The following is a 19,781-nucleotide window of genomic DNA, read 5'->3' on the forward strand; positions in this document are numbered from 1 at the left end:
TCTTCCTTCCCCTTCTTATCCTCGAAGCGAATCGCATTGGCGTTGCCATACCCGCCCTCGGTCGTCGAGCGCGAAAGCGTGCCGCTTTGCGTGGCGTTATTCGGCAACTGCCACGGCGGCATGTTCGCCGCGTTGTAGACGCGCCCCGTCACGATCGGCCGATCCGGATCGCCGTTCTCGAAGTCGACGATCACCTCCGACCCGACGCGCGGCACCGCGATCGTCCCGTAGTTGTTCCCCGCCCACGGATACGACACCCGCACCCAGCACGACGACTTCTGGTTGCGCACGGGCGAGCGGTCCCAGTGGAACTTCAGTTTCACCCGCCCGTACTGGTCCGTCCAGATCTCGTGTCCTTCGGGACCGGTCACGATCGCCGTCTGCGGGCCGGTCGTGCGTGGCTTGGGCGCATCGCGCTCCGGCCCCCAAAGTCGGCGACCAAACCGGCCCGTTCCCGTGTTCAAGGAGACGTCTCACTCAATCAGCCAACCACTATCGCCTTCAACAAGAATCCCGCCATGACTTGTTAGGTCTCCCACTCGAGCGACACCAGCATTGCCAAACTCCGAAACGGAACCCGTCACTATTACCGCACCGCAACTGGTCACGTCGCCCTTCGTGACGACGGCGCGGCCATTCACGAGAACGCCATGTGTACCTGTTATAACCGTACCCATTCCATGCACAGGGCATGAATGTCGGTGACCTACGAGCACGACTGGACGCATGAAAACTGCTCCCATCTCGAAACCTTCTGCGACGCGGCATAGCCGACGACATATTTCCAACGGAAGCTGAACGGATCGACGCCCACGTCCCCCGGCAAGCTTGGCATCGAATCACCTTCCTTGACGAAAATCTCGTGGTGGCCTCCAATCGCTTCGATGGATTTTCCAACTGCTTCCCAGTATCCAGTGCGTGGCGAGAAATCGCCCGGGCGCGCATATGGAAACGCCGGTCCCTCCACCCTTGCGTCCACCTCGCCGAGAAATCTGACCTCCTGCCCTCTGGCAACTTCTTTGTCCGTTGGCTTATAGACCTTGAAGTAGAGACGATTCGACGGTGCGTTATCAGTGATCGGATACATCATGCGTCCCGGGCCTTGCCCATCGGTTTTCGCAAGCACGTCGCGGACATCAAGCCAGTCGAGTTGGCTTTGCCAGTAAACCAATTCATAGATGTGCGTGCCCGTACGAAGGCGGCTGCTTGAGATGACGAGCTCGCTTAGGTCCGAGGCGTCGAAGCGCTGCTTCGCCCGGATTACGTAACGATATTGCAAGACATCTTCATCCGTAGGAGCTGGGCGGTTAGCCAGAAGGCCACGCCCCGTGTGCTCATCCCGAGGCGCTAGGTCGATTTCCTGGCCCTCTGAGAAGAGGCGGACTCGTGGCTCTGCTGGCGTCGGTTCACCTGTTGCTCGTACATCAACGTCTGTTGGGTTGGTAAGTGACCACTTGTACCTGATCTGCAGAGTTGAACCGCGGACTGTTCCTTCGACAAGAGCTATGGTGGTGGTCAGTGGATTCTTTATCCATCGGATGCGAGCGTCCGGGATACCCGTTGGGTTGCGATCTTGAGTGGATACTTGACTTGCGCCCATGGCTACACCTTCAGTGTGAGTCTCATTTTTTGATATTTGCGTCGGACTGCTCGGAGAGGTACAAGCTGCCACCGCAACAACGCAGCCCGACGTGATGGAGCAAATTAACGACCCATACGCGTGCTTACACAGGCTCATCTTTCGCGCTCTCGATAAAAAAAGCAACGTTCTCGGCATTCGCCAACGCTAGTTCTGGAGAAAATTCGGCCAACACTCTGGCGCCGTACTCCCCGTAAGCCGTAGTGCGGCTCAGCCGCCATGGATCGCTGCTTCCGCTTGGCATTTCGATTTTTTTGTCATCTGTACATGAGGTTCCGACCATATGCGATACCTCATGCAAAAGCACCTGCATTCGATTCTGCTTGATCTCGGATCCAGCCTCATAGGGCGGGCAATAACGCACACGACCGTAATGAACGCATAGATGAATACATTCCATGTTGAAGCCACTTTTAGCTGGGACGAGCGCAGTTCTAGTCGGATAGCCCTGATGAACATAGGCCGTCGCATCGAACCCGGTACTTCCTTTGACGATTCGGTTCATCTTAAGGTGCTTGAAGACATCTCTCATTCCCTGCATGTAGAGGTAGACGTGATGCCCCGCAGGCATGGCTGTCCGCGGCTTGTTGTCCGTTGCTGGGGTCACGATTGCATTCGGATCAACACCGAACCAGTAGATAAAGTTTTCCCAAAGGGTGTGGTGCGCAGCATTGGTTAAGTTCTGCATGTTCGCGTATTGACGCTCCACGGGAGCAATCGCGGTAGGTGGCGACGGCAATGGCATCTTCGAGTCGCGCCATAACACTAGCCGTTCCAATCGCTTTTCGATTAGCTTCAAAGCGAAGATGCAATTTCGTCGCACTTCCAGCTCGAAGTCCTCTTCAGATAGAAGTGCATTAGTAGTCATGCACTCTCGCATCTGCGCTAGAAAACCAATTGGATGGAAATGCCAATGATTTGCCTTCATTCGATCCTTCAGCGGCGCGAGATTCTGGCCGCTGACACCATCTTTGCAGACTGCGGACGCTTCCCAGAACTGTTGCGTGCCCGCGTCCTTGAGGAACGCGTTGAATTGGTCATCGGTCAGTTTCGGAAGCGGCGGGTGCTCTCCTGCCTTGAGTTTCTTGTACCGTTTTCTGACTCCATCGTTGTCCCATTCCGTGTGAAAACGTACGGCGACATGTCGCAGGATTGCGTCCACGCTTCCTTGCAACAACTCGGTCGAGCAAGGAGGTGCCGGCCGCCTGAGTGTTCCTTCAAGTATGCGCTTCAAGGCGGCATCAAAATCTTCTACCGAAGCATCGTCTGATAAACTAAGTTCTTCCTCCTTGTACGCCTGCCATCCGCGTTCGACCCAGTCGCTGTCTGTGGTGAGAGTCACCCATGCATCAGCAACAAAAGGCTTTCCGTCGGCAAGTGCGTCGTCCGCGCTAGTGTATGCATAGAATTCACGCTTTCCGTCGAGGTCATATAACTTAATGCAGAAAGACTGAGATTGGTGGCCGAGCAGAGCGGCTCCCTCAACGTTACACAGACCCGCCGCCACAAAGCAGGAGCCCAAAGTTACCGGAATTACATCTACTGGCTGCAAGCCCGGTGGCTTCTTTGGGGGCTTCGTCATTAGACTTGCGTTTCGTGTCAACCAGACCTTACCCATGCCATCCGTTTGGCTACCATCAAGATATTCTTGATGCGCAGACGCTGGGTCGAGAAGACTTGCCGGAACGATTGGCTTCATCGGCTTAACCAGCACGTTGTCAGCGGTAAAAATTTCGAAATGGAATGTGTCCCGGAGCACCCCGCCCGGACCATCTGACTGTCCAGCATAGCCGATAATTTCGCCTGCACGTATCGGATAGGTAAGTGTCTTCACCGCATCGCGCGGTCTCCAGTTCCGTTCGGACGGGTGATTGGGATAGAGCCCTGATATCGGATAGCCAAGTCGAACCTTCTTCCCTTGCGTTAGCGGCGCCGCTGGGCCATCCATGTCCTGGTCAAGATACATAGATTCAATCCACCCATCGACGGCTCGTCCTGTGTTTATGTCGGTTACGCGGACTTTCGCCATTCGATGACCGTCGTTAACGACGGCAAGAATCTCTAATTCATCACCGCGCAGGGCACTGACGGCAGTCAGATTCTCTCCGGTAGTAAGAAACGGCGGTAACAACGGCTTCTCGCTCAGATACCGAGCCGGGAGTAGATTTGCGTAAAGCGAGTAGAAGTGAGCTCCTACATATCGGGTTGCTACACCGTTGTCTCTTTCGCATTCGTGTCGAATCAGCACGAAGGACGCACTGAATGCGCGCGGCTCCATCGACCTAAGGCCGTTTCCGAAACATTCCTTCAATTCCGCGTCGAGGGCGCTACGTATGTAATCGGTATCGAGCCGATACGCGACAACGGTACCGTCGGCAATCGCGCGAATCGGCTTAGTGCCCTTTAGATGTACACCACCATGCCAAAAGCGATTGGTGCCTATTGGAAACACCCCGCCTTTGGCACCTTGTGCCAGGTCGAAATATTTCTTGGCTAGTGCCGGTGTCATTAGCGCAGCGGCACTCGACTCCCCGTAAGACGCACACTGAGGCGCACTGTAGTAGGGATCGTCTTCGAAAGGAAACGTAATAATCATGAATTCGTACTTGTGTGCAGTCTTAAGGCGCGATGACGCGCTTTGTGGTTAGCCTGAGAACGGAAACGAGGCGGGGTCGAGTGGCTTCCCGTCAGCCGCCGCGGAGCCCATATCGAGCGCATTCTTGACCCAACCCGTGCTCGCCTGTACGGGTCCCTTCAAAGTGATTCGGGTGGCCTCCAGCGTAATGCCATTCGCATCCAGCGTGATTGTTCCGGCTGGGCCGCGAATGCGGAGTACTCCGCTAGCCTGCAAATCGAGCGATTTCGTCTTGGTGCTCGCCGCCTCGCCAGCTTTTAAGAGAAAGTGCCCCTCGATTCGGTGCTCAGCATGACCGCCAATCTGCACCGTGTGATTCACTTCAATGTGATCCTCTCGGTGATTTCCGATGTGTTCGATTCGATCCTTCCCAATCTGCAAAACATGATTGCGATCGATTGAGACAAAATCGTCGTGACCAATGTGGTGACGGCGGTCGTGCCCAATATCAACCTGCTCATTGTTGCCGACCGTTTCTGCGCGGTCATGCCCGATCGTCGTCGTCTCGTCGTTCTCGACATTCTTCCTGCGGTCATGCTCGACGGAGTGAGATTCGTCGTTCTCCACCTCCGTGCGCAAGTCCTTCTCCGCGTGAATCCACAGTTCTTCCTTCCCCTTCTTATCCTCGAAGCGAATCGCATTGGCGTTGCCATACCCGCCCTCGGTCGTCGAGCGCGAAAGCGTGCCGCTTTGCGTGGCGTTATCCGGCAACTGCCACGGCGGCATGTTCGCCGCGTTGTAGACGCGCCCGGTAACGATCGGCCGGTCCGGATCGCCGTTCTCGAAATCGACGATCACCTCCGACCCGACGCGCGGCACCGCGATCGTGCCGTAGTTGTTCCCCGCCCACGGATACGACACCCGCACCCAGCACGACGACTTCTGGTTGCGCACGGGCGAGCGGTCCCAGTGGAACTTCAGCTTCACCCGCCCGTACTGGTCGGTCCAGATCTCGTGTCCTTCGGGACCGGTCACGATCGCCGTCTGTGGTCCCGTGGTGCGGGGTTTCGGCACATCGCGCTCGGGCCGATAGACGGTCGTCGCCGGCTGCACGAGAAACGACGTGTGGATGTCGAACTGCCCCGGGCCGCTCGCCTCATCGAGTTCTTTGGCCGAGAAGTGCGCGTCGATCACGAGATACTCGCGATTCGCCTTCGTCTGCGGATAGCCTTGCAGATGGAAGGTCGTGCCGCACACCACGTCCCGCAGCGCCCCGCTGCCGCGCATGCGTTCGCCTTGCGCGCGCACCTGCTGCATGCGCAGGCGTGCGACGTTCTCGCCCGTGCTCACGTCCTGATAATCACCCGGCCATTCATAACGTTCGAGCGCGTTGTGCACCGTGTCCTGCGGCAGCGCATTGTCGGCCGCGAGTTTCGCCTTGGGCGTCTTGAAGTTGAAGTCGTTGGTGGTCCACTTGCCCGACTGGATGCTCGCGGCCGCCTCGAACGTGTCGATATATTCCCGGTCGATCTTGTGTCCCGGCGGGTAGTACGAGAGCGTCTGATACGCCTCGCTGTCGACCGGCTTGTGCGCGCCCAGTTGATCGACCAGCACCATGCGATGCACCTTCTTCGAGTGCTCGAAGAACCAGTAGATGCCGTGCTCCTGCATCAGGCGCTGGATGAACGCGAAGTCGGTTTCGCCATATTGGACTTGATACTCCAGCGGCGAATACAGTGCGCTCAGGCGCTTGTCCCACGAATACATGTACGCCGAGAGCGCCTCATCGATGATCTCGACGACTGTCTTTGCCTGGAAAATCCGGTAATTGGACTGCTGATCAGCCAGGTGAACCCACGGCCGCAGAATCACCTGATAGCGGCTCTGCCCGTTGCGCTGCCCCATGAACCGCGCTTCGGTCACGATGCCGCTGATCTCGCGCGTGCCCGCGCCGATGTTGCCGTGGCCGAGACTCGCCGTGCCCATGCCATCCAGCTGCACGGTCACGGTCAATTCCTGGCCGACCATTTCGTTCAGATCGAAGTTGGCGGCCTCTTCGCTGAGAATCGGCAGGTTCGCGGGCGTGAGGAAATCGAGCGTGTAGGTATAGATCTTCGACAGATGCTCGTTGCCTTCGATGGCGACAAGGTGCAGCGCATCCTCGCCCGTCGGCAGCGTCGGCAGCGCCGGGCCGCTCGCGGTGAGCGTGCGGGGGGTATCGAACTTGAACATTTCTTGTTGTCTTGCTTAAGCTTGGTAATTCTTCAAACTGATGGATTCGGCAGCGTCTCGTGACTGTCTGCTTTGTCCGGTCCCCGATGCGCTTCGTGCATCGCCGCCCGGTGCCTCAACTGCGGCACGTAGTCTTCCGGCTCGAAGCGCATCCCCGTGATCGGCGCGTTCGTCGCGGCCTGACCGAGCCAGGTCGACCAGCCAAGCTGCTCGGAGCCGCCCATCACGGCCGGCGCGGCGCTGTCCGCCTTGATCTGTAACTGCAACTCCCACCGATACTTCTGCCCGACGAACGCCCGCACGAGTTCGACCAGCCGCAGCAAGTCCGTGCCTTGAGGCGTGAAACGCAGGTACGCTTGCATGTCGATCGGTCCGATCACGACGCGAAAGCGGTTCTGGCGGTCCGGCACCTGTTCGCCCAGCATGGCGTTGATCCCCAGCTTGCGGGTCTCGCCCAAGCGGCTGATGCGCGCCTCGGACAGCGCGATCCACTGGAACACGTACTCCTCGACGTGCACCGGCACCTGGAAAAACTGCGCGATCGTCGCGGCGAGGCCGCCCGGGTCACGCGCCTCGCCTACCAGATGCGGCGATGTGGCCAGACGCGCGTGCGGCGGCAACGGCCGCTGCTCGATTTCTTCGAGTTCGTGGCCGGTGGTGCTCGCGACATAGAACGAGAAGCGCTCGTCACCGCGCCGATCCAGCCCCGCTGTCGATTGCGCACAGGCCCAGGCGCGGTACAGCAGCGTGAGCGAGCGATGCTGAAAGACATCGAGGAAGTTGACGAGCGTCGCGTCCGCGCGCTGTTCCTCGCGCTCGCGGGCGATCTCGGTGACGTGAATAGGCAGTGGGCCGTTGGGCCCGAGCATGCCGAGCCCGAAGAGGCGAATCTTGAGCTTGCCGTGAACGAACGCGGCGCTCGCCACTTCGCGCGGCGCGAAGATGAGGCTCGGCTGCTGGCCGAGACGAAACGGCTCGGCGTGCGGGCGCTTCGCGGTGCCGACGGGGTCGAGCCGCGCATCCGCGTCGATCCGGCGCAGAAGCGGCACGAAGCCGAAGCGCCACGGCTCGGCCTGCAGACGGTCGAGCAGCGCGGGTGACAGCGCGACGTCCCGCGCTCGCATCGCGACCGGCGAACGCTCCATCAGGCGACGCCTCGCGTGCCCATGCGCACGGGCCAGCGAGCAATCAAGCCCCGCTGCACCGAGCGCAGTTCAGTCTGCGTGAAGGAATGGCTCGACACTTGGCGCGCCAGATAGTGATCGAGGATCAGACCGAAGAGATAAGGGCTCACGCCCGCGAAGCCGCTTTCGTCGACCGTCAGCACGCACTCGATGCCGCGTCCGAACACGATCGGTCCATTGCGCTCATCGGGCGGCAACATGTCGTGGATCGGCTGCGTCTTCACGCCCACGAGCGCCTCGACCTGACGTTGGTGCTCGACGTCTTCGTTCGAGAGAAACAGGCGCAACATCTCGCGCAGCCCCTGACCGCCCTCGCGGTGATCCATGTCGCTGAACGGCAGATAGTCGAAGTTCAGTTGCCGCAGCAGTCGCCACGCCTTCTCGCCTTCAGCACAGGGCGGCCTGGGCGCGCTCGGCGGGCGAATCAGACCGATGCTGGCGATGGAATCCTCATCGGCCGATTCGAGGTCATTCACGCCATTGCAGGCGATCAGGAGCGGCAAGTCCCGGTTCGTGACCCAGGCGTCGACCGACAGGTAACGGATCGGCTCGCGATACGGCGCCTCGTGCTGATCGACCAGCGACACGAACATGTCAGTGCCGATGTACGGCGTGCGCGTGCCGTAGCGACGCGTCGTGTCAGACGGCAAGCGACGTTCTCGACGCGTCGAAAAATAGCGTCCGGCGTTGCCTTCGTCGTTATTGAGCCGGTGAAAGAGCGGCTGGAACGGCAGTTCCGCGGATTGCTTCGACGTCTGGCCGCTCACGGCCTCAACCGCGAACACCTCGTAGTCGAGCGGTTCGAGCTTGGTCGGCTCCAGGCGGAAGGTGGTCGCGCCGTCATCGAGTTCGATCTGGTCGGTCCGCTTGGGCACCAGATTGATCGCGGGCGTGCAGAAGAGCGCGAACTGCGAGGCGTCGACCCGATGAGCCAAACTATCCGTGGATCGATCCAGCAGCACGATGATCTCGACTTCCCGCCCCGACACGCGCTTTAAGCCGGCCTGAAGGCCCGTGAGCGTGAAGAAATAGAACTGGTGCGGGAACGCGAAAAACTGGTGCAGCAGATTGTGGCCGTGGAACTTGGGCCACGCGAGCGGAAGCAGTCCCTCATCGACGCCTAGGCCATGATGCACGACAGGATGATCGCTCACGACCGCCGGTGGTTTGACTGGGTCGGTGAATTGCCCGGGCTCGCCGATGAGCGTGGCGATGTTCGCTGCATGCAGCAGTTCGAACAGATGTGAGGCCACCTGATCGTCGCCAGCCAGGTACACCGGCAGCCGATCAAGGTTTTGCAGTTCGGCAATGGCGGTTTCGTTGGTCGTGCGCAGCGTGAGCCGCAAAGCCCCGCGCACCCGACGGTCCGGCGGCACGTAGCGATCGAGCGACGGGATCGGTGGAATGCCGGTGAGCCGTGCGTCTTTGATCTCGATCGGATAGAGCGTCAGCGGCGAGCCGCTGCGGAACTGGCAGGCGGTGCGCTCGCCAGCCGGCACGCGTGCGTTGAAAAGCGTGCCGCGCGGCAGATGAAAGCCTGCCGCGAGATTGCCCTCGGTGCGGCTCGGGTAGACACGCACCACCGTCATCGACGGCGTCGGGGCGACGTAGTTCGGGTAGACGACTTCGAGCAGCCGTTGCGTGAAGCGCGGAAACTCGGCGTCGACCTTGAGCTGCATGCGAGCAGCCGTCAAGCAGAACGAATCGATGAGCCGCTCGACATACGGGTCCGCCACCTCGCCCGTTTGCAGCCCTAAGCGTCGCGCGATCTTAGGACGAAGCTGCGCGAACTCGCCCATGCTCTCGCGCATGTAGAGGAGTTGCTGGTTGTACGCATCGAGCAGCTTCGGGTCCATTGAGGGTGGCGAGCAGCGTGAGCCGAATGAAATCAGCAGGTGTCGGCATCGTAGCGAGTAATTTCGTCTCGAAAAATGGCTGTGCCCAGATATCTGATTGCCGTTTCGCAGCACTGTGCACAAATCAGAATTGTCCTACCGGCCTGCTCCGCGACTCCACCTCGACTTATGCGCTCCGTCCAGCAGCGCTGCGCTCGACGTGGCCACAATGGCCAGGGGACAACGAAACGCAAGACCATAGTGGCATCGGTCGGAAAGTAAAGCGCAGGAATCAACGCTTCGGCACCGAAACAATGCAGGCTCCGTTCCGCATGCACCAAAACGCAACCCAAGCAGCGATCGGCTTAGCCCGACGCCAGCAACCCCAAACCCCGCAAACCCCCGCCGGCCCTAACTTCCACCCCCATTGGCATACCCCTTGCAATTCCTTCCCCGCCGGTCAGTCGTCAACCACGTCAAACGACCCGCCTCATCTCTGCTCCACACGGAGCAACACAACATATCGGCAAGGGGAACACATCAATGAAACGACGCAGTCTGCTGAAGCTCGGCTCCATGTCGGGCGCGCTCGCCCTCGCAGGCCAGCTTCCCATTTCCAAAGCGCAAGCCGCGGATAACGGCCCGATCAAGGTCGGCGTGCTGCATTCGCTCTCCGGCACCATGGCCATCTCCGAGACATCGCTCAAGGACACCGCGCTCATGACCATCGCCGATATCAACAAGAACGGCGGCGTGATGGGCCGGCAGATCGAGGCCGTCGTGGTCGATCCCGCTTCCAACTGGCCGCTCTTCGCCGAGAAGGCGCGTCAGCTTCTCACGCAGGACAAGGTCGCCTGCGTGTTCGGCTGCTGGACGTCCGTGTCGCGCAAGTCGGTGCTGCCCGTGTTCGAGGAACTCAACGGCCTGCTTTTCTATCCCGTGCAGTACGAAGGCGAGGAGATGTCGCGCAACGTGTTCTACACCGGCGCCGCGCCGAACCAGCAGGCCATTCCCGCCGTCGAGTATCTGATGGGACCGGAAGGCGGCAGCGCAAAACGCTTTTTCCTGCTCGGCACAGACTACGTGTACCCGCGCACGACCAACAAGATCCTGCGCGCCTTCCTCCATTCGAAAGGAGTCAAGGATGCAGATATTCAGGAGGTCTACACACCGTTCGGACACAGCGACTATCAGACCATCGTCGCGAACATCAAAGCCTTCTCGCAAGGGGGAAAGACCACGGTCGTCTCGACGATCAACGGGGATTCGAACGTTCCGTTCTACAAGGAACTCGGCAATCAAGGGCTGAAAGCGACGGACGTGCCGGTGGTCGCATTCTCCGTCGGCGAAGAAGAGCTGCGCGGCATCGACACGAAGCCGCTCGTCGGCCACCTCGCCGCATGGAACTACTTCATGTCGGTGAAGAACCCGAGCAACAAGAAATTCGAAACGCAGTTCGCCGAATGGGTGAAGACGCAGAACCTGCCGGGCGGCGACAAGCGCGTGACGAACGATCCGATGGAAGCAACCTTCGTCGGCATCCACATGTGGAAGCAGGCCGTCGAGAAAGCGAAGAGCACGGACGTGGACAAGGTGCGTACTGCGATGATCGGCCAGAGCTTCGCCGCGCCTTCGGGCTTCACGCTCACGATGGACGGCAACCACCATCTGCACAAGCCGGTGATGATCGGCGAGATTCGCGGCGACGGTCAGTTCAATGTCGTATGGAAGACGAAGACCGCGATTCGCGCGCAGCCGTGGAGCCCGTATATCGCGGGCAATCAGGGTAAGCCGGATATCGTCACGTCGATTCCATCGTTCCTGCGCCGTTCGCGCGTTGCCTGACGCAAGCAAGGCCGCGAGCGACGAAACGTTGCGCGCGGCCGTTCAAGTCTCATCAGAAAGGCCCTTATGAAAGGCTCCGTTGTGCTCCCCTTCTTTCGCGCGATGCTCGCGGTCTGCATCGCGCTTACGCCGTTCGTAGCACACGCGCTCACGGCCGACGAACTCGCGCCGCTAGCGGGCGATGACTATCAGGCCAAGTCCGCCGCCATCGACAAGCTCATCGCGAACGCGGATGCGCCTTCTGTCGCCGTGCTCAACGCGCTCGCGGACGGTTCGCTCGTCGCCACCGATAACGGCCGTGTCTATGTGCAGACCGACGAGGGCAACAAGGACGCCGTCACAGGCAAGATCGCGGAGGCGCCGGATGCGCAAGCGATCACGCTGAACAACCAGTTGCGCACGAAAGTGGCGGGCGCCCTATCGGGTCTTCAACTCGCATCGCAGGACTTGGGCAAGCGCCGGGAAGCCGTGGCCGCGCTGTTGAAGAACCCCGACGCGTCGATGAAGCCGCTCATCGATCGCGCCCGCGCCGCCGAGACCGATCCCGAGCTGAAGAAGCGCCTCGACACGCTCTGGGCGATGACCGCGCTGCATGATCCGAATGTCGACAAGCGTCTGGAAGCCGCGCAACTCGTCGCAGCGAGACATGACCTCGACATGTACGAGTTGCTGCGCCCCATCGTCGCGAAGAAGAGCGATGGCAGCTTCAACGAACCCGACGAGCGCGTGCGCGCGGTCGCGAAGGCCGGTATCGAAGCCCTCGACTCGATCCAGCGCCGCAGCGAAATCGCGGGCACGCTGTTCGCCGGTCTATCGCTCGGCAGCGTGCTGTTGCTGGCCGCATTGGGACTGGCGATCACGTACGGTCTCATTGGCGTCATCAACATGGCGCACGGTGAATTTCTGATGATCGGTGCTTATGCGACCTATGTCGTGCAGAACCTCGTGCAGCATTACGCACCTGCGGCGTTCAACTGGTATCCGCTCTTCGCGGTGCCCGCATCGTTCGTTGCGGCGGCGCTCGTCGGCATCGTGCTGGAAAGGCTCGTGCTGAAGCATCTTTATGGACGTCCGCTCGAAACGTTGCTGACGACCTTCGGCATCAGTCTCATCCTCATTCAGGCGACGCGGACGATCTTCGGCGCGCAGAACGTGCAGGTCACGAATCCTTCGTGGATGAGCGGCGGCGTCGCCGTGATGCAGAACCTCATCCTGCCGTATAACCGCCTGACGATTCTCGCGTTCTCGCTCGCCGTGGTGCTCATTGCATGGGGCGTGCTGACGCGCACACGGCTCGGCCTCTTTGTGCGTGCCGTCACGCAGAATCGCCGCATGGCCGCGTGCGTCGGCGTGAAGACCGCACGCGTCGATTCGTATGCGTTCGCGTTCGGCGCGGGCATCGCCGGGCTCGGCGGATGCGCGCTTTCGCAGATCGGCAACGTAGGCCCGGACCTCGGGCAGAGCTACATCATCGATTCGTTCATGGCCGTGGTGCTCGGCGGTGTGGGCCAGCTCGCAGGCACCGTGATCGGCGGCTTCGGGCTCGGTCTCGTCAACAAGGCCATCGAGCCGTTCTGGGGCGCGGTGCTCGCGAAAATCGCGGTGCTCGTGCTGATCGTGCTGTTCATTCAGAAGCGCCCGCAGGGCATGTTCGCCCTGAAGGGCCGCAGCGCGGAGGCCTGAACCATGACCGCCTCGACCAACATCAGCGCCAATCTGGACGTCGCGCCGCAACCCGATGCAAGCGCTGCGCACGCAGGCTTCGCGCTCGGCCTGCCGCCGCGCGCCGCGCTGTTGCCGCGCAACGGCTGGATCGCGTTGCTTGCGCTCATCGTCGCAATGGGCATCTGCGTGCCGCTCTCGGCGCTCGTGCTGCCGGAAACGAGCGCGTTCCATTTGTCGGCCTACGCAATGACGCTTGTCGGCAAGCTCATGTGCTATGCGATCGGCGCCCTCGCGCTCGATCTCGTCTGGGGTTACTGCGGCATTCTGAGCCTGGGCCACGCGCTCTTCTTCGCGCTCGGCGGCTATGCGATGGGCATGTACCTGATGCGCTCCATCGGCCGCGAAGGCACGTATCAAAGCGATCTGCCGGACTTCATGGTGTTTCTCGACTGGCACAAGCTGCCGTGGTACTGGCAAGGCACGGAGCATCTCTGGTACGCGCTCTTGCTCGTCGTGCTCGTGCCCGGCGTGCTGGCCTGGGTCTTCGGCTTCTTCACGTTTCGCTCGCGCGTGAAGGGCGTGTATCTGTCGATCATCACACAGGCCATGACCTTCGCCGCGATGCTGCTCTTCTATCGCAACGAAACGGGCTTCGGCGGCAATAACGGCTTCACGGATTTCAAGCGCATCGCGGGCTTTCCGATCACGCATGCGGGGACACGCACGGTCCTCTTCCTCATCACATTCGCGGTGCTCGTGCTCGCGTTCCTCGTGGCGCGCTGGATTGTCACGTCGAAGCTCGGGCGCGTGGTGACCGGCGTGCGCGATGGCGAGGCGCGGCTCATGTTTCTCGGCTATAGCCCGCTCGCGTACAAGCTCTTCATCTGGACCGTATCGGCGGTGCTCTGCGGCATCGCGGGCGCGCTGTACGTGCCGCAAGTCGGCATCATCAATCCGAGCGAGATGTCGCCCGCGAACTCGATCGAAATGGCGATCTGGGTAGCGGTCGGCGGACGCGGCACGCTCATCGGGCCGATCATCGGCGCGTTCGCCGTCAATGGCGCAAAGAGCTTTTTCACGGCCTATTTCGCGGAATATTGGCTCTTTTTCCTCGGCCTCATCTTCACGCTCGTGCCGCTCCTGTTGCCGAACGGAATCATGGGTCTCATCGAACTCGTTCGCCGCAAGACGCAAGGAGACGCCGCAGAATGACCGTGCATCATGCATTGATCGTCGACTTGCCGCCGATTCCTCAGGCGCCTGGTGTGAGTGAGCCGGGGCACAAGAACATCAACGTCAACTCCGGACTCGGCCATGTGCTCAAGCCCGGCGAGATCGACGTATCGCATGGAACGATTCTCTATCTCGAAGACGTGACCGTGAGTTTCGACGGCTTTCGCGCGCTCAACAAGCTCACGCTGTCCATCGACGTGGGCGAGTTGCGCTGCGTGATCGGTCCCAACGGCGCGGGCAAGACCACGATGATGGACGTCATCACCGGCAAGACGCGGCCCGATGATGGCCGCGTGTTTCTCGGGCAGACGTTCGATCTCACGCGCATGTCGGAACCTGTGATTGCGCGCACGGGCATCGGCCGCAAGTTTCAGAAGCCGACTGTCTTCGAGAATCATCCCGTGTGGGAGAACCTCGAACTCGCGATGAAAGCGGACAAGCGATGGTTCGCGTCGTTGCGCGCGCGGCTGGATCGCGCGGCGCAGGCGCGGATCGAAGAGACGCTCGAACTGATCCGCTTGCAGCATCAGGCGACGCGCCTTGCCGGCGAGTTGTCGCATGGACAAAAGCAGCGGCTCGAAATAGGCATGTTGCTCATGCAGCAGCCCGCCCTGCTTCTGCTCGATGAACCCGCTGCCGGCATGACCGATCACGAAACCATGGAACTCGCGGAATTGCTGAACACGCTACGGGGTTCGTGTTCGATGATGGTGGTGGAGCACGACATGGAGTTCGTCGCGGCGCTCGCGGGCGATAGCGGCAAGGTGACGGTCATGGCCGAAGGCAGCGTGCTCGCCGAAGGCACGCTCGATAGCGTGAAGCGCGACGAAGCCGTGATCGAATCGTATCTTGGCCGTTGATACCGGAACCACTCAATGCTCGAAGTCGAATCGCTCAACCAGTATTACGGCGGCAGTCACATTCTGCGCGATGTGAAGATGACCGTGCCCGATGGCAAGCTCACCGTGCTGCTCGGCCGCAACGGCGTCGGCAAGACCACACTGCTGCGCTGTCTCATGGGCGTGGTGCCTTCTAAGAGCGGCAGCATCACATGGCGCGGCGCAAAGATCTCGTCGATGCCGACGCATGCGCGCGTCGCGAGTGGTCTCGCTTATGTTCCACAAGGCCGCGATATCTTCGGGCGTTTGACGGTGGAGGAGAACCTGCTCGTCGGCGCCGCGAGCCGCAAGGCGCCTTCGAAGATTCCCGACCACATCTACGCGCTCTTTCCCGTGCTGCGCGAGATGAAGCATCGGCGCGGCGGCGATCTGTCGGGCGGTCAGCAGCAGCAGCTCGCCATCGGCCGCGCGTTGATGAGCGAGCCGCAACTGCTCATTCTCGATGAACCGACCGAAGGCATCCAGCCGTCCATCATTCGCGACATCGGCCGAACGCTGCGCCAGCTCGTCGATGAAATGGGCATGACGGTGCTGCTCGTCGAGCAGTATTACGACTTCGCCCGCGAGCTCGCGGACCACTATTGGGTGATGAGTCGCGGAGAGATCGTCGCGGGGGGAGAGGGATCGGAGATGGAAGCGCATGGAGTGCGCGAGCTGATCGCCGTATGATGGTGGACCGCTCATAACGCATTGCTTCCATGCATCACGAATCTCACGCGGCACTCGCTCATCCCGATGTCTGGCGCGGCACGCTCGAACTCGGTTTTGCCCGGCAGTATGGCCGCACGGTATGCGCGCATCGCAAGCATGAAGGTCCGCTGCGCGTGCAACGTCCGCTCTATCCCGAAGGCGATATTTGCCACGCGGTGATCGTGCATCCGCCGGGTGGCGTCGCGGGTGGCGATCGTCTATCCGTCGATGTAAAGCTCGGCGAAGACACGCATGCCGTCATCACGACGCCCGGCGCAACCAAGTGGTACAAGGCGAACGGCAAGCTCGCGACACAGCGTATCGACGTTCATCTCGGACGACACGCAAAGCTCGACTGGCTACCGCAAAACAACATCGTGTTCGAATCGTCGAATGTGGAGCTTGCCTTCAACGTCACGCTCGATGAAGGCGCAACGGCCATCGGCTGGGATGCGATGCTGCTCGGCCGCGCCGCCGCCGGCGAACGGTGGACGCAGGGACACATTAAGGCGGTGTCGCGTATCGCGTATAGCGATGGACGTACGCTGTGGTTCGAGCGCGCGCTGATCGATGCGAGCGATCCCTTGCGCGATGCATCGCAAGGACTCGCGGGCTATCCCGCCTATGGCACGCTATGGGCCATCGGGCCCGCATGCGACGACACGTTGGCCGAGGCTCTCACCGCACAGTTGCCGTTCGATGATGAAATGCGCGCGGGGGCTTCGTGCGTCGCGCCGGGCGTATTGATCGTGCGCGCCATCAGCCGTTCGATGGAGCCGCTGCAACGCGCGTTGACCGATTGCTGGACTCACCTTCGTCCGCTCGTGCATGGCGTCGCTGCGCGACCGCTCAGGTTGTGGACCACGTGATCACGCACCATCGCGGCGCATGAACGCGCCCCGCGTGTGTGCGCAAGCCCATGTAACCAGCTAGGCAAGGCATATGGCATAAGGCTTTCGCGTCGATGGCACGGCTCTCGCTTAAGAGCACGGCTTCAAGAGCCGCGCACGCAACGCGGCCGTCACAATGCCTGAAGGATCATCCATGCCGAAGCTCTTCTTCCGTGCGCGACGCACTGTGCTCGCCGCGCTCGCCGTCACGCCGCTTTTCGCCTTCACTGCTCCGGCAAACGCCGACACGCTCGACACCATCGCCAAGAGCGGCACCCTGCGCGTGGCCGTGCCCGAGGACTATCCGCCGTTCGGCTCTGTCGGTGCCGACATGCAGCCGCAAGGCTATGACGTGGACATGGCCGCATTGCTCGCCAAGTCGATGAAGGTCAAGCTCCAGCTCGTGCCCGTGAATAGCGCGAACCGCATTCCGTATCTCACGACGAACAAGGTCGATCTGGTGATTTCGTCGCTCGGCAAGACCCCGGAGCGAGAGAAAGTGCTGGACTTCTCGACGCCTTATGCGCCCTATTTTCAAGGGGTTTTCGGTCCCGCCGACATCAAGGTGGGCGGCCCGGCCGATCTCACCGGAAAGACCGTGGGCGCGACGCGCGGCGCGCTTGAAGAGATTGCGCTGTCGCAAATGGCGCCGAACGCCACCATCAAACGCTTCGAGGACAACAACGCGACCATCTCCGCATTCCTCTCGGGACAGGTTCAGTTGATCGCGGCGGGCAATATCGTCGCCGCGGCGATCCTCGCGAAGAATCCGCCGCGTCGGCCTGAAGCGAAGTTCATCATCAAGGATTCGCCGTGCTTCGTCGGCATGAACAAGAACGAGCCGCGCTTGATGGCCAAGGTCGACGACACCATCGCGCAGGCGAAAAAGGACGGCACGCTCAACGCCATGTCCAAGAAGTGGTTCGGCCAGCCGCTGCCTGCCAGTCTGTAACGCAAGGCGCTCGACTGCATGGCCTATCAACTGGAATTCGCCGACTTCGCGAACTACGCGGGCATGTTTGCGAGCGGCGCCGCAACGACGCTTGCGCTGACCGCCATCTCGACGGCGCTTGGCGTATCGCTCGGCGTGACCGGCGCGGCCGCTCGCGACAGCGATCGCGCGTGGCTGCGTTCGCTCGTCGGCGGCTATGTCGAAGCGATCCGCAACACGCCGTTCATCGTGCAACTGTTCTTCGTGTTCTTCGGGCTGCCCGCGCTCGGCATTCATCTGAGCGAGTACGTCGCAGCCATTGTCGCCATGACGTTGAACCTCGGCGCGTATTCCATCGAGATCATTCGTGCGGGCATCGCGGCGGTGCCGAAGGGGCATCATGAAGCCGCGGCATCGCTTGCGATGTCGCGCAATGAAGCCTTCCGGCATGTCGTGTTGCCGCAGGCGCTCGCCAAGGTCTTCCCCGCGCTCGCAAGCCAGATCGTCATCACGATGCTCGGATCCGCCGTGGTCTCGCAGATCTCCGTGCCCGATCTGACGTATGCCGCGAGCTATATCCAGTCGCGCAACTTCCGCGCATTCGAGACCTGCTTTCTGGTCACCGCTTCGTATCTGGCGCTCGCGCTCGTGCTGCGCGTGGCGCTCAATGCAGCAGGCAAGCGTCTTTTCATGCCTGGCGCAAGCGCCCGCGGAGGTCACGCGCGATGATCGAATTCTCCTTCGCGCAAATCTTCGAGAACCTGCTGCTGGCCGCGCGCTGGACCGTCGTGCTGTCGATCGTATCGTTCGTGCTCGGCGGCATCGTCGGCTTCGCGCTCCTGGTGATGCGCGTATCGAAGTACGAAGTCCTGCGCGCGCTGGTGAAGGGCTACATTCAGGTATTCCAGGGCACGCCGCTCTTGATGCAACTGTTCCTCGTCTTCTTCGGGCTGCCCTTGCTCGGCATCGATGTGTCGCCCTGGGTTGCCGCCACCGTCGGGCTCACGCTTTTCACGAGCGCCTATCTCGCGGAAATATGGCGCGGTGCGGTGGAAGCGGTGCCCAAGGGCCAGTGGGAAGCGTCGTCCAGTCTTGCGATGAGCTATTTCGAGCAGCTTCGTCATGTGGTCCTCCCGCAGGCCACGCGCATCGCCGTCGGGCCGACGGTCGGCTTCGCCGTGCAGGCGGTGAAGGATACGGCGCTCGTCTCCATCATCGGCTTCACGGAACTCACGAAGGCCGGCACGATGATATCGAACGCGACGTTCCGCCCGTTTCTCGTCTATGGCCTCGTCGCGATCATCTACTTCGTTCTATGTTATCCGCTGACGCGCTATGCGCGCACGCTGGAAAGGAAATGGCATGCCGCTCGTTGAAACGCGCAATCTGCACAAGCACTTCGGCTCGAATCAGGTCCTGAAGGGCATCGACTTCTCGGTCGAGCGCGGGCAAGTGGTGTCCATCATCGGCAAAAGCGGCTCGGGCAAGAGCACGCTGCTGCGCACGCTCAATGGTCTCGAGAGCATCGACGAAGGCTCGATCGAAATCGACGGCGAGCATATCGACGCGCGACGCGCAGACTTGCGCGCGCTGCGGCTCAAGGTCGGCATGGTCTTTCAGCAATACAATCTCTTTCCGCATCTCACCGCCGGGCAGAACGTGATGCTGGCGCAAACGGTCGTCAAGAAGATTCATAAGGCAAAGGCGCGCGCGACCGCGCATACCGTGCTGGAACGCGTCGGCCTCGGCGACAAGTTCGATGCCTATCCGGAGCAATTGTCCGGCGGACAACAGCAACGCGTCGCCATTGCGCGCGCGTTGGCGATGAATCCGAGCGTGCTCTTGTGCGATGAAATCACGTCCGCGCTCGATCCCGAACTCGTCGGCGAAGTACTGGCCGTCGTCGAAGACCTTGCGCGCGATGGCATGACGCTCATCATGGTGACGCACGAGATGCGGTTCGCGCGCAACGTGAGCGACAAAGTCGTCTTCATGCATCAGGGACGCGTGTGGGAATCCGGCGCGCCGGAGCAAATCTTCGAGCGGCCCGCGAGTGTCGAGCTGCAACGCTTCATTCAATGACAAGCCCGCTGAAAGCTCGCTCACAAAGCGGTCCAAGAACAGAAAGCAAGTGCTAGCATGACGAAGCCCATCGCCTACACA

16 protein-coding genes and 1 pseudogene are annotated in these 19,781 nt (G+C 61.0%); 10 read left to right on the forward strand and 7 right to left on the reverse strand.

The window, feature by feature from the left end; genetic code table 11:
* The 7 genes and pseudogenes from tssI to tssF form a co-directional block, all read right to left on the reverse strand.
* Positions 1–422 (reverse strand): annotated as a pseudogene (gene tssI / locus NCR37_RS09900) (type VI secretion system tip protein TssI/VgrG); the annotation flags it as partial.
* A gap of 51 nt (positions 423–473) precedes the next feature.
* Positions 474–743, reverse strand: coding sequence for a PAAR domain-containing protein (locus tag NCR37_RS09905; RefSeq protein ID WP_350029054.1), 270 nt, complete (start codon positions 741–743; stop codon positions 474–476).
* A complete protein-coding gene (locus NCR37_RS09910) occupies positions 707–1,279 on the reverse strand; it encodes a hypothetical protein (protein ID WP_250472846.1) in 573 nt (190 codons plus the stop codon). The genes NCR37_RS09905 and NCR37_RS09910 overlap by 37 nt, the downstream gene beginning before the upstream one ends.
* Before the next feature lie 445 nt (positions 1,280–1,724).
* Positions 1,725–4,235 carry a M35 family metalloendopeptidase gene (locus tag NCR37_RS09915; RefSeq protein WP_502800507.1) on the reverse strand — a complete coding sequence of 837 codons (2,511 nt, stop codon included), beginning with the start codon at positions 4,233–4,235 and terminating at the stop codon, positions 1,725–1,727.
* Positions 4,236–4,283: 48 nt separating this feature from the next.
* Complete coding sequence (locus tag NCR37_RS09920) at positions 4,284–6,446, reverse strand: type VI secretion system Vgr family protein (protein WP_250472847.1); 2,163 nt, start codon at positions 6,444–6,446, stop codon at positions 4,284–4,286.
* A gap of 32 nt (positions 6,447–6,478) precedes the next feature.
* Positions 6,479–7,591, reverse strand: a complete 1,113-nt coding sequence (gene tssG / locus NCR37_RS09925; protein ID WP_250472848.1) for a type VI secretion system baseplate subunit TssG — start codon at positions 7,589–7,591, stop codon at positions 6,479–6,481.
* A complete protein-coding gene (gene tssF / locus NCR37_RS09930) occupies positions 7,591–9,486 on the reverse strand; it encodes a type VI secretion system baseplate subunit TssF (protein ID WP_250472849.1) in 1,896 nt (631 codons plus the stop codon). The genes tssG and tssF overlap by 1 nt, the downstream gene beginning before the upstream one ends.
* Before the next feature lie 522 nt (positions 9,487–10,008).
* Here tssF and urtA point away from each other — a divergent pair.
* The 10 genes from urtA to NCR37_RS09980 all read left to right on the forward strand — a co-directional run bounded on the left by urtA (position 10,009) and on the right by NCR37_RS09980 (position 19,700).
* Entirely contained in the window at positions 10,009–11,310 is a 1,302-nt protein-coding gene (gene urtA / locus NCR37_RS09935) for an urea ABC transporter substrate-binding protein (RefSeq protein ID WP_250472850.1), read from the forward strand.
* 66 nt (positions 11,311–11,376) lie between these two features.
* Positions 11,377–12,993: an urea ABC transporter permease subunit UrtB gene (gene urtB, locus NCR37_RS09940; RefSeq protein WP_250472851.1), complete on the forward strand. Its 1,617-nt coding sequence runs from the start codon at positions 11,377–11,379 to the stop codon at positions 12,991–12,993.
* A 3-nt stretch (positions 12,994–12,996) separates the two neighbouring features.
* Positions 12,997–14,187, forward strand: a complete 1,191-nt coding sequence (urtC, locus tag NCR37_RS09945) for an urea ABC transporter permease subunit UrtC (protein WP_250472852.1) — start codon at positions 12,997–12,999, stop codon at positions 14,185–14,187.
* A complete protein-coding gene (urtD, locus tag NCR37_RS09950; protein WP_250472853.1) occupies positions 14,184–15,068 on the forward strand; it encodes an urea ABC transporter ATP-binding protein UrtD in 885 nt (294 codons plus the stop codon). The genes urtC and urtD overlap by 4 nt, the downstream gene beginning before the upstream one ends.
* A gap of 15 nt (positions 15,069–15,083) precedes the next feature.
* Positions 15,084–15,776: an urea ABC transporter ATP-binding subunit UrtE gene (urtE, locus tag NCR37_RS09955; protein ID WP_250472854.1), complete on the forward strand. Its 693-nt coding sequence runs from the start codon at positions 15,084–15,086 to the stop codon at positions 15,774–15,776.
* A 29-nt stretch (positions 15,777–15,805) separates the two neighbouring features.
* A complete protein-coding gene (locus NCR37_RS09960; protein ID WP_250472855.1) occupies positions 15,806–16,666 on the forward strand; it encodes an urease accessory protein UreD in 861 nt (286 codons plus the stop codon).
* Between the two features lie 175 nt (positions 16,667–16,841).
* Positions 16,842–17,639, forward strand: coding sequence for a transporter substrate-binding domain-containing protein (locus tag NCR37_RS09965; protein WP_250472856.1), 798 nt, complete (start codon positions 16,842–16,844; stop codon positions 17,637–17,639).
* 18 nt (positions 17,640–17,657) lie between these two features.
* Positions 17,658–18,347 (forward strand): amino acid ABC transporter permease, encoded by a 690-nt coding sequence (locus NCR37_RS09970; RefSeq protein WP_250472857.1) that lies wholly within the window; start codon positions 17,658–17,660, stop codon positions 18,345–18,347.
* Positions 18,344–18,994: an amino acid ABC transporter permease gene (locus NCR37_RS09975; RefSeq protein WP_250472858.1), complete on the forward strand. Its 651-nt coding sequence runs from the start codon at positions 18,344–18,346 to the stop codon at positions 18,992–18,994. The genes NCR37_RS09970 and NCR37_RS09975 overlap by 4 nt, the downstream gene beginning before the upstream one ends.
* Complete coding sequence (locus NCR37_RS09980) at positions 18,981–19,700, forward strand: amino acid ABC transporter ATP-binding protein (protein WP_250472859.1); 720 nt, start codon at positions 18,981–18,983, stop codon at positions 19,698–19,700. The genes NCR37_RS09975 and NCR37_RS09980 overlap by 14 nt, the downstream gene beginning before the upstream one ends.
* Positions 19,701–19,781: the final 81 nt, after the last annotated feature.

It is taken from the genome of Caballeronia sp. GAFFF1, assembly GCF_023630705.1.
Lineage (GTDB): Bacteria > Pseudomonadota > Gammaproteobacteria > Burkholderiales > Burkholderiaceae > Caballeronia.

Coding starts and splice junctions, on each gene's coding strand:
- NCR37_RS09905 (WP_350029054.1), bottom strand. CDS start 743: ATGGGAGCAGTTTTCATGCGTCCAGTCGTGCTCGTAGGTCACCGACAT.
- NCR37_RS09915 (WP_502800507.1), bottom strand. CDS start 4,235: ATGATTATTACGTTTCCTTTCGAAGACGATCCCTACTACAGTGCGCCT.
- NCR37_RS09920 (WP_250472847.1), bottom strand. CDS start 6,446: ATGTTCAAGTTCGATACCCCCCGCACGCTCACCGCGAGCGGCCCGGCG.
- tssG (WP_250472848.1), bottom strand. CDS start 7,591: ATGGAGCGTTCGCCGGTCGCGATGCGAGCGCGGGACGTCGCGCTGTCA.
- tssF (WP_250472849.1), bottom strand. CDS start 9,486: ATGGACCCGAAGCTGCTCGATGCGTACAACCAGCAACTCCTCTACATG.
- urtA (WP_250472850.1), top strand. CDS start 10,009: ATGAAACGACGCAGTCTGCTGAAGCTCGGCTCCATGTCGGGCGCGCTC.
- urtB (WP_250472851.1), top strand. CDS start 11,377: ATGAAAGGCTCCGTTGTGCTCCCCTTCTTTCGCGCGATGCTCGCGGTC.
- urtC (WP_250472852.1), top strand. CDS start 12,997: ATGACCGCCTCGACCAACATCAGCGCCAATCTGGACGTCGCGCCGCAA.
- urtD (WP_250472853.1), top strand. CDS start 14,184: ATGACCGTGCATCATGCATTGATCGTCGACTTGCCGCCGATTCCTCAG.
- urtE (WP_250472854.1), top strand. CDS start 15,084: ATGCTCGAAGTCGAATCGCTCAACCAGTATTACGGCGGCAGTCACATT.
- NCR37_RS09960 (WP_250472855.1), top strand. CDS start 15,806: ATGCATCACGAATCTCACGCGGCACTCGCTCATCCCGATGTCTGGCGC.
- NCR37_RS09965 (WP_250472856.1), top strand. CDS start 16,842: ATGCCGAAGCTCTTCTTCCGTGCGCGACGCACTGTGCTCGCCGCGCTC.
- NCR37_RS09970 (WP_250472857.1), top strand. CDS start 17,658: ATGGCCTATCAACTGGAATTCGCCGACTTCGCGAACTACGCGGGCATG.
- NCR37_RS09975 (WP_250472858.1), top strand. CDS start 18,344: ATGATCGAATTCTCCTTCGCGCAAATCTTCGAGAACCTGCTGCTGGCC.
- NCR37_RS09980 (WP_250472859.1), top strand. CDS start 18,981: ATGCCGCTCGTTGAAACGCGCAATCTGCACAAGCACTTCGGCTCGAAT.